The organism is Kingella sp. (in: b-proteobacteria), assembly GCF_030527935.1.
GTDB lineage: Bacteria > Pseudomonadota > Gammaproteobacteria > Burkholderiales > Neisseriaceae > Kingella_B.
The window spans coordinates 23,331-30,357 of the sequence record NZ_JAUMZV010000027.1 but is presented as its reverse complement, the minus strand read 5'-3'; the positions used below and the strand labels follow the sequence as shown (position 1 = coordinate 30,357).

Below are 7,027 nucleotides of genomic sequence, written 5' to 3'. Positions count from 1 at the left end.
AATGTCTTGGTGGGAATTTAGGGGATTTTGGGGAATTTTGCAAAGGTCTCAGCCTTTGTGTTTGATGGCTACTGCAATCGCAGCGCGTTTGATGTGTGTGGATGATTATGCTTGGCAAAAAGCCGTTTCAGCCATTTTCAGGCTGCCTTATCGCGCTCCATTCGTCGCCCCAAACAAAAAGAGCGGAGACACAACTCCGCTCTTGTTTACAGCTTTACACAAGCCTTGTTATCGCTTCTTCGGTTGGCATTCTCGCGCCAGATACAACCATGTTTCCACCACGGTATCGGGGTTCAGCGACAAGGTTTCAATGCCTTCATCCACCAGCCATTTGGCAAAATCCGGATGGTCAGACGGTCCTTGTCCGCAGATGCCGATGTATTTGTTCAAGCGCAAGCAAGTGGAAATAGCAAGGTGCAGCATCACTTTCACCGCCGCGTTGCGCTCGTCAAACGTGCTGGCAATCGGCCCGCCGCTGTCGCGGTCCACGCCCAAGGTAAGCTGGGTCATGTCGTTTGAGCCAATGGAGAAGCCGTCAAAGTATTCAAGGAATTGCTCGGCAAGCAGCGCGTTGCTGGGCACTTCGCACATCATAATCAAGCGCAAGCCGTTTTTGCCGCGTTCCAAGCCGTTTTCTTTGAGCACTTCCAACACCGCTTCCGCTTCGGCAAGCGTGCGCACAAAGGGAATCATCACTTCCACATTGGTCAGCCCCATCACATCGCGCACATATTTCACCGCGCGGCATTCCAGCGCAAAGCAAGGTTTGAAGTCGTCCGACACATAACGCGCCGCACCACGGAAGCCCAGCATGGGGTTTTCTTCGTGTGGCTCATATTGCGCGCCGCCGAGCAAGCCTGCGTATTCGTTAGATTTGAAGTCAGACATCCGCACGATGACTTTTTTCGGATAAGCCGATGCCGCCAGCGTGGCGATGCCTTCGGCGAGTTTGTCCACATAAAAATCAACGGGCGATGCGTAGCCTGCGATGCGGTCGGTGATTTCGGCTTGCAATTCAGGCGTTTGTTTATCAAATTGCAACAGTGCGTGTGGGTGGATGCCGATTTGGCGGTTAATCACAAACTCCATCCGCGCCAAGCCGATGCCTTCGCTGGGCAAGTTGGCAAATGAGAACGCCATTTCGGGGTTGCCCACGTTCATCATAATTTTGGCGGGCGATTCGGGCATATGGTCAAGCGAAACTTCGTCCACTTCCACTTCCAGCAAGCCTGAATAGATATAGCCCGTATCGCCTTCGGCGCAGGATACGGTTACATCTGCGCCATCGGTTAAACGACTGGTGGCATCGCCGCAACCCACCACCGCAGGAATGCCCAGCTCACGCGCGATAATCGCCGCGTGGCAAGTGCGCCCGCCACGGTTAGTAACAATGGCGGCGGCGCGTTTCATCACAGGTTCCCAATCGGGGTCGGTCATGTCGGTAACCAAAATATCGCCCGCTTGCACCCTGTCCATCTCGCTCACGCTTTTCACCACGCGCACCACGCCTTTGCCCACTTTTTGCCCAATCGCGCGGCCTTCCACCAACACATTGCGCTCGCCTTTGATGGAGTAACGGCGCAACACATTGCCCGCCGCTTTTTCTTGCGATTTCACGGTTTCGGGGCGGGCTTGCAAGATATAGAGCTTGCCATCCACGCCATCGCGCCCCCATTCAATATCCATCGCTCTGCCGTAGTGTTCTTCAATGGTGAGCGCATATTGCGCCAACTCGGCGATTTCTTCGGGGCTGAGCGAGAAGCGTTTGCGGTCGGCTTCGGGCACATCCACTGTTTGCACCGATTTGCCCGCTTGCACGCTGTCGGTGAACACCATTTTGATGAGTTTTGAACCCAAGGTTTTGCGCAAAATAGCGGGTTTGCCTTGTTTCAGCGTGGGTTTGTGTACATAAAATTCATCGGGGTTCACCGCGCCTTGCACCACGGTTTCACCCAAGCCGTAAGACGATGTAATAAACACTACATCTTCAAAGCCGCTTTCGGTGTCAATAGAGAACATCACGCCTGATGCGCCTGTGTCGGAACGCACCATGCGTTGCACGCCAGCCGAAAGCGCAACCGCATCATGGTCAAAGCCTTTATGCACGCGATAAGAGATGGCGCGGTCGTTGTAAAGCGATGCAAACACATGGTGCATCGCTTCTTTTACGTTATCTAAGCCATTGATGTTTAGGAAAGTTTCTTGTTGCCCCGCAAAAGACGCATCGGGCAAGTCTTCGGCGGTGGCGGATGAGCGTACGGCAACGGAAATTTGGTCGCTACCCGCATCGGCAACCATTTTTGCCCATGCCGCTTCCACTTCGGCATTGAGCTGCTCGGGGAAAGGCGTATCCAAAACCCACTGCCGAATTTGCGCACCCACGCGAGCCAACTCGGTTACATCATCCACATTCAAAGAAGCAAGCGCAGCGGAAATGCGCTCATGCAGCCCATCATGCGCTAAAAAGGCGCGGTAGGCTTCGGCGGTGGTAGCAAAACCGCCTGGCACACGCACGCCTTTTTCAGCAAGTTGCGAAATCATTTCGCCCAACGATGCGTTTTTGCCGCCCACGCGCTCCACATCGCTCATGCGCAGGTTTTCAAGCCAGATAACGTAGTTTTCAGCCATTTTCAGAGTCCTTTCCGAGACTGGGTTGAGAGAGAAAAAAATTGAAGCGAACATTAGAACCTGTATTCGCTATCTGCCTATGCAGATAGCGAATACAGGTTCGTTAATTCGCGTAAACATAATAGCACACATCAATTTGAATTTTGCTGCGCGGGGGCGAATTTGGTGGAATTTTTTGTAATTGCCTGTAATTAACGCAGATTGTTTTTGATTAAAAGATTAGGCAGCCTGAAAATTGCTCAAACCAGATGATTTTTCTGATTTTTGTTTTCAGGCTGCCTGTTTTTGGTATTTTATAGGATAAAGTTGCGCAAATTGAGATAAATCAAACAAAGTGGATTTTGTTTTTGCGGGCGAGAAATTTGGGATTGGGTGGCAATGATGGCGATTTTGATTACACACAGTTACAAATGATTGCAAACGCAAAGGCAGCCTGAAAACGAAAAATACGTTTTCAGGCTGCCTTAATTTTAAATCATGTAAAACATATACAATATCATCCACATCACCACCCAAGCCAAATCCAGTACCACCGCCAATACAAACAACCCAACCTTGGTGGATGCTTTCGTTTTATGCACAAGCATCATCAGCACCGCGATGATGTGCCATAAAATCATCGCGCCCGTAAACATAAACAGTTGGTTCCCCGTCCAAACAGCGTTCCATTAAGCATAATGGGCGGCACAATAGCCACAAGAAACCACCAAATGCCAGCGGGGATGCCCCATTTAATCAGCGATGGCAAAGGCTGATATTATGGCTCGGGGGGTGGTTTCATCGGCTTCGGCGGTTGTTTTATCTGGCTCGTCTGTCATATTCATTCCTTTTTTGGATTGTTTAAGGCAGCCTGAAACTCGCTTCTCACATTTTCAGGCTGCCTATTATTACAACAATCGCCTACGCATCAATATTCTGCACCACAAGCGCATTGGCTTCAATAAATGCGCGGCGCGGTTCAACTTCATCGCCCATCAGGGTAACAAACGTTTCATCGGCGGCAATCGCGTCTTCAATGCGCACTTTCAGCAAGCGGCGCACTTCGGGGTTCATGGTGGTTTCCCAAAGCTGCTCGGGGTTCATCTCGCCCAAGCCTTTGTAGCGTTGCATGGTCATGCCTTTTTGCGCGACGGCAAGCAGGCTGTCTAGCGCGGCTTCAAAGCTCTCAACGTGTTGCGCTTCGGCATCGCCTTTGTGCAGCTCTGCGCCGTCTTTGCCGATTAGTCCGCGTTGTTGCTCGGCGGTTTTCAGCAGCACTTGGTAGGCTTTGCTGTCCACAAATTTCTGGTCTAAATACGACACCATCACGTTGCCATGAAGCTGGCGGGTGATTTTGATGAAATGCCCGCTCTCTTGCCCTGTGATGTGTTCCAGCGTGATTTCGGGGTTTTTCAGGCTGCCTGAAAGGGCGGCGATGGCGTGTTGCGTGGCTTGCTCGCTGGATAAATCAATCGCGTCAATGTCTATCAAGGCGCGCAGCACGGCGGCATCAATCACGCGGCTTTCTTCGGCGATGGTGTTGCGGGCGCGCAAGAATTGCTTGGCGAGCTTGGTGAGTTCTGCGCCTTCAATCACGCGGCTGCCCGCCACAATTTTGGCGTTGTCCACCGCCAAGCCGAGTAGAAATTCGTCTTTTTCCATTTCGTCTTTTAAATAACGCTCTTGTTTGCCGTGTTTGGCTTTGTAAAGCGGCGGTTGGGCGATGTACACATAGCCGCGTTCTATCAATTCGCGCATTTGGCGATAGAAGAAGGTGAGCAGCAGGGTGCGGATATGCGCGCCGTCCACGTCGGCATCGGTCATGATGATGATGCGGTGGTAGCGCAATTTTTCTAGGTTAAATTCTTCTTTGCCGATGCTGGTGCCCAGCGCAGTAATCAGCGTTGCGACTTCTTGGCTGGCAAGCATACGCTCAAAGCGGGCGCGTTCCACGTTCAAAATCTTGCCTTTGAGCGGCAAAATGGCTTGGAATTTGCGGTCGCGCCCTTGCTTGGCGGAACCGCCTGCCGAATCGCCCTCCACTAAATACAATTCAGACAGCGCGGGGTCTTTTTCTTGGCAATCGGCGAGTTTTCCAGGTAAACCCAAGCCGTCCATCACGCCTTTGCGGCGCGTGAGTTCGCGGGCTTTGCGGGCGGCTTCGCGGGCGCGGGCGGCTTCTACAATCTTGCCGCAGATAATCTTGGCATCGTTGGGGTTTTCTTCCAAAAAGTTTTTCAAGGCTTCGCCCAATACTTCGTTGACTACGGGCGAAATTTCGCTGGAAACCAGTTTGTCTTTGGTTTGCGAGCTGAATTTGGGGTCGGGCAGCTTGACGGATAACACGCAGGTTAAGCCTTCGCGCATATCGTCGCCTGATGTGTCCACTTTGGCTTTTTTGGCGATGTCGTTATCGGCGATGTATTGGTTGATGGTGCGCGTCATGGCTTGGCGCAGGGCGGTTAAGTGGGTGCCGCCGTCGCGTTGCGGAATGTTGTTGGTGAAGCATTGCACAGATTCTTGGTAGCTTTCGTTCCATTGCATTGCGCATTCCACGGTCATGCCGTCTTTTTCGCCGATGGCGTAAAAAATTTTGTTGTGCAAGGGTTTTTTGCTGCCTGTGGTGTATTGCACAAAGCCTTGCACACCGCCTGATTCGGCGAAGTCTTCGTGTTTGCCATCGCGTTTGTCAAACAGTTCAATGCGCACGCCGTTGTTGAGAAACGAGAGTTCGCGAATGCGCTTGGCGAGCGTTTCAAATTTGTATTCCACCGTGCCGAAGGTGTCTTCGCTGGCGAGAAATTGCACGCGCGTGCCGTGGCGGTTTTCAGGCTGCGCTGTGCCGACAACTTTAAGCGGTTCTACGGTGTCGCCGCGCTGAAATTCTACAAAATGCTCTTTGCCTTCGCGCCAGATGGTGAGTTTGAGCCAATCGGACAGCGCGTTTACCACGCTCACACCCACGCCGTGCAAGCCGCCTGACACTTTGTAGCTGTTGTTATCAAATTTTCCGCCTGCGTGCAGAATGGTCATAATCACTTCGGCGGCGGAGCGGCCTTCTTTGGGGTGTATGCCTGTGGGAATGCCGCGCCCGTTGTCTTCGATGGTGATGGATTCGTCGGCGTTGATGGACACGGTGATGCGGTCGCAATAGCCTGCTAGGGCTTCGTCAATGGCGTTGTCTAGCACTTCAAACACCATGTGGTGCAGGCCTGAGCCGTCTTGGGTGTCGCCGATGTACATTCCAGGTCGTTTGCGGACGGCTTCTAGCCCTTCTAATACTTGGATACTGGCTGCGCCGTAGTCGTTGGTGGGTTGGGTCATGGTTTTGGTCTTTTTTTGAATGTGAATGAGATGGGGTTTGATGTGTTTTCAGGTTGCCTATTAGAACGCAGCGATAAACAGCGCAATCACGCAAACAAAGCCTGCGCCCCAAATGGCGGAACGCGCGGTGGCTTTGTCTTGCGCGTATGCCCAAATATAGGCAACGCGGGAGAGCAGAAACAGGGTTGCCCAGAAGTTAATCGTGCCTTGCGCGGCTTCGCCTGTGGCGTGGGCGATGATGATGGCGGCGGCGTAAAGCGGCAGCATTTCGTAGCCGTTTTGTTGTGCGGCGTTGAGTCGTGCGGCTTTGCCTGTGGCTTGGGCTAGAATTTCGCGCGGGTTGTGGTTTTCAGCGGCATGCATATTGGCGGCTTTTTTGGCAGCGGCGGCGCAGAATAGATTAAAGAAAGCGAATAGGAGAATGCTGAAATAGGCGAAAGTCATGGCGTTTCCTTGAATGCTCTTTCAGGCTGCCTGAAAGGGGCGGGTGTACAAATGCGCAATTATAGCATAGCTTTGTTTTTAAACGTTTCAGGCTGCCTTTGGGTGCATAAAAGGCAGCTTGAAAATCATTTATCGGCATTGTCGGCAAGGATTTTGCGATACACGCTGGGCGGAACGTATCGCTGCACAATCTCGCGCCAGCCTTTTGGTCCAACTAGCCCTTTGACCATGGTGGACGAAATTTCGGCGATTTCGCGCGGCGGCATCAGAAACACGGTTTTGATGGCTGGTTGCAAATCGGCGTTGATGTGGCGCATGGCGCGTTCGTATTCATAATCGCCTGCGGAGCGAATGCCGCGCACGATAAACGCTGCGCCAACGTCGTGGGCGTAGTTCACCAAAAATTGATATTCATACGATGCCACGCGCACGTTGGGATAGGGCTTTGCCATGTCTTGCAAAAAGGCGATGCGCTCGGCAACGGTGTAGCTGCTTTTTTTGTCGGGATTGATGCCGATAGCAACGATGAGTTCGTCAAAAAGCTGTTGGGCTTCGGCTATCATCCATAAATGCCCATTGGTGGGCGGGTCAAAGCTGCCTGCATACACGGCGCGGCGGGGGATGGTGTTCATTGATGGGAAATCCTATTTCA

General features: G+C 52.3%; 5 protein-coding genes. All 5 read right to left on the bottom strand.

The genetic code is table 11. The annotated features are described in order from the left end of the window. Positions 1-228: 228 nt before the first annotated feature. The 5 genes from ppsA to coaD all read right to left on the bottom strand — a co-directional run bounded on the left by ppsA (position 229) and on the right by coaD (position 7,007). Positions 229-2,628: a phosphoenolpyruvate synthase gene (ppsA, locus tag Q4A85_RS09345; protein WP_303109724.1), complete on the bottom strand. Its 2,400-nt coding sequence runs from the start codon at positions 2,626-2,628 to the stop codon at positions 229-231. 470 nt (positions 2,629-3,098) lie between these two features. Further along, positions 3,099-3,263 carry a hypothetical protein gene (locus Q4A85_RS09340; RefSeq protein ID WP_303109722.1) on the bottom strand — a complete coding sequence of 55 codons (165 nt, stop codon included), beginning with the start codon at positions 3,261-3,263 and terminating at the stop codon, positions 3,099-3,101. Between the two features lie 265 nt (positions 3,264-3,528). Then, entirely contained in the window at positions 3,529-5,931 is a 2,403-nt protein-coding gene (gene gyrB / locus Q4A85_RS09335; protein ID WP_303109720.1) for a DNA topoisomerase (ATP-hydrolyzing) subunit B, read from the bottom strand. Positions 5,932-5,991: 60 nt separating this feature from the next. Further along, positions 5,992-6,375, bottom strand: a complete 384-nt coding sequence (locus Q4A85_RS09330; RefSeq protein WP_303109718.1) for an MAPEG family protein — start codon at positions 6,373-6,375, stop codon at positions 5,992-5,994. Positions 6,376-6,500: 125 nt separating this feature from the next. Continuing rightward, entirely contained in the window at positions 6,501-7,007 is a 507-nt protein-coding gene (coaD, locus tag Q4A85_RS09325; RefSeq protein WP_303109716.1) for a pantetheine-phosphate adenylyltransferase, read from the bottom strand. Between the last annotated feature and the right edge of the window lie 20 nt (positions 7,008-7,027).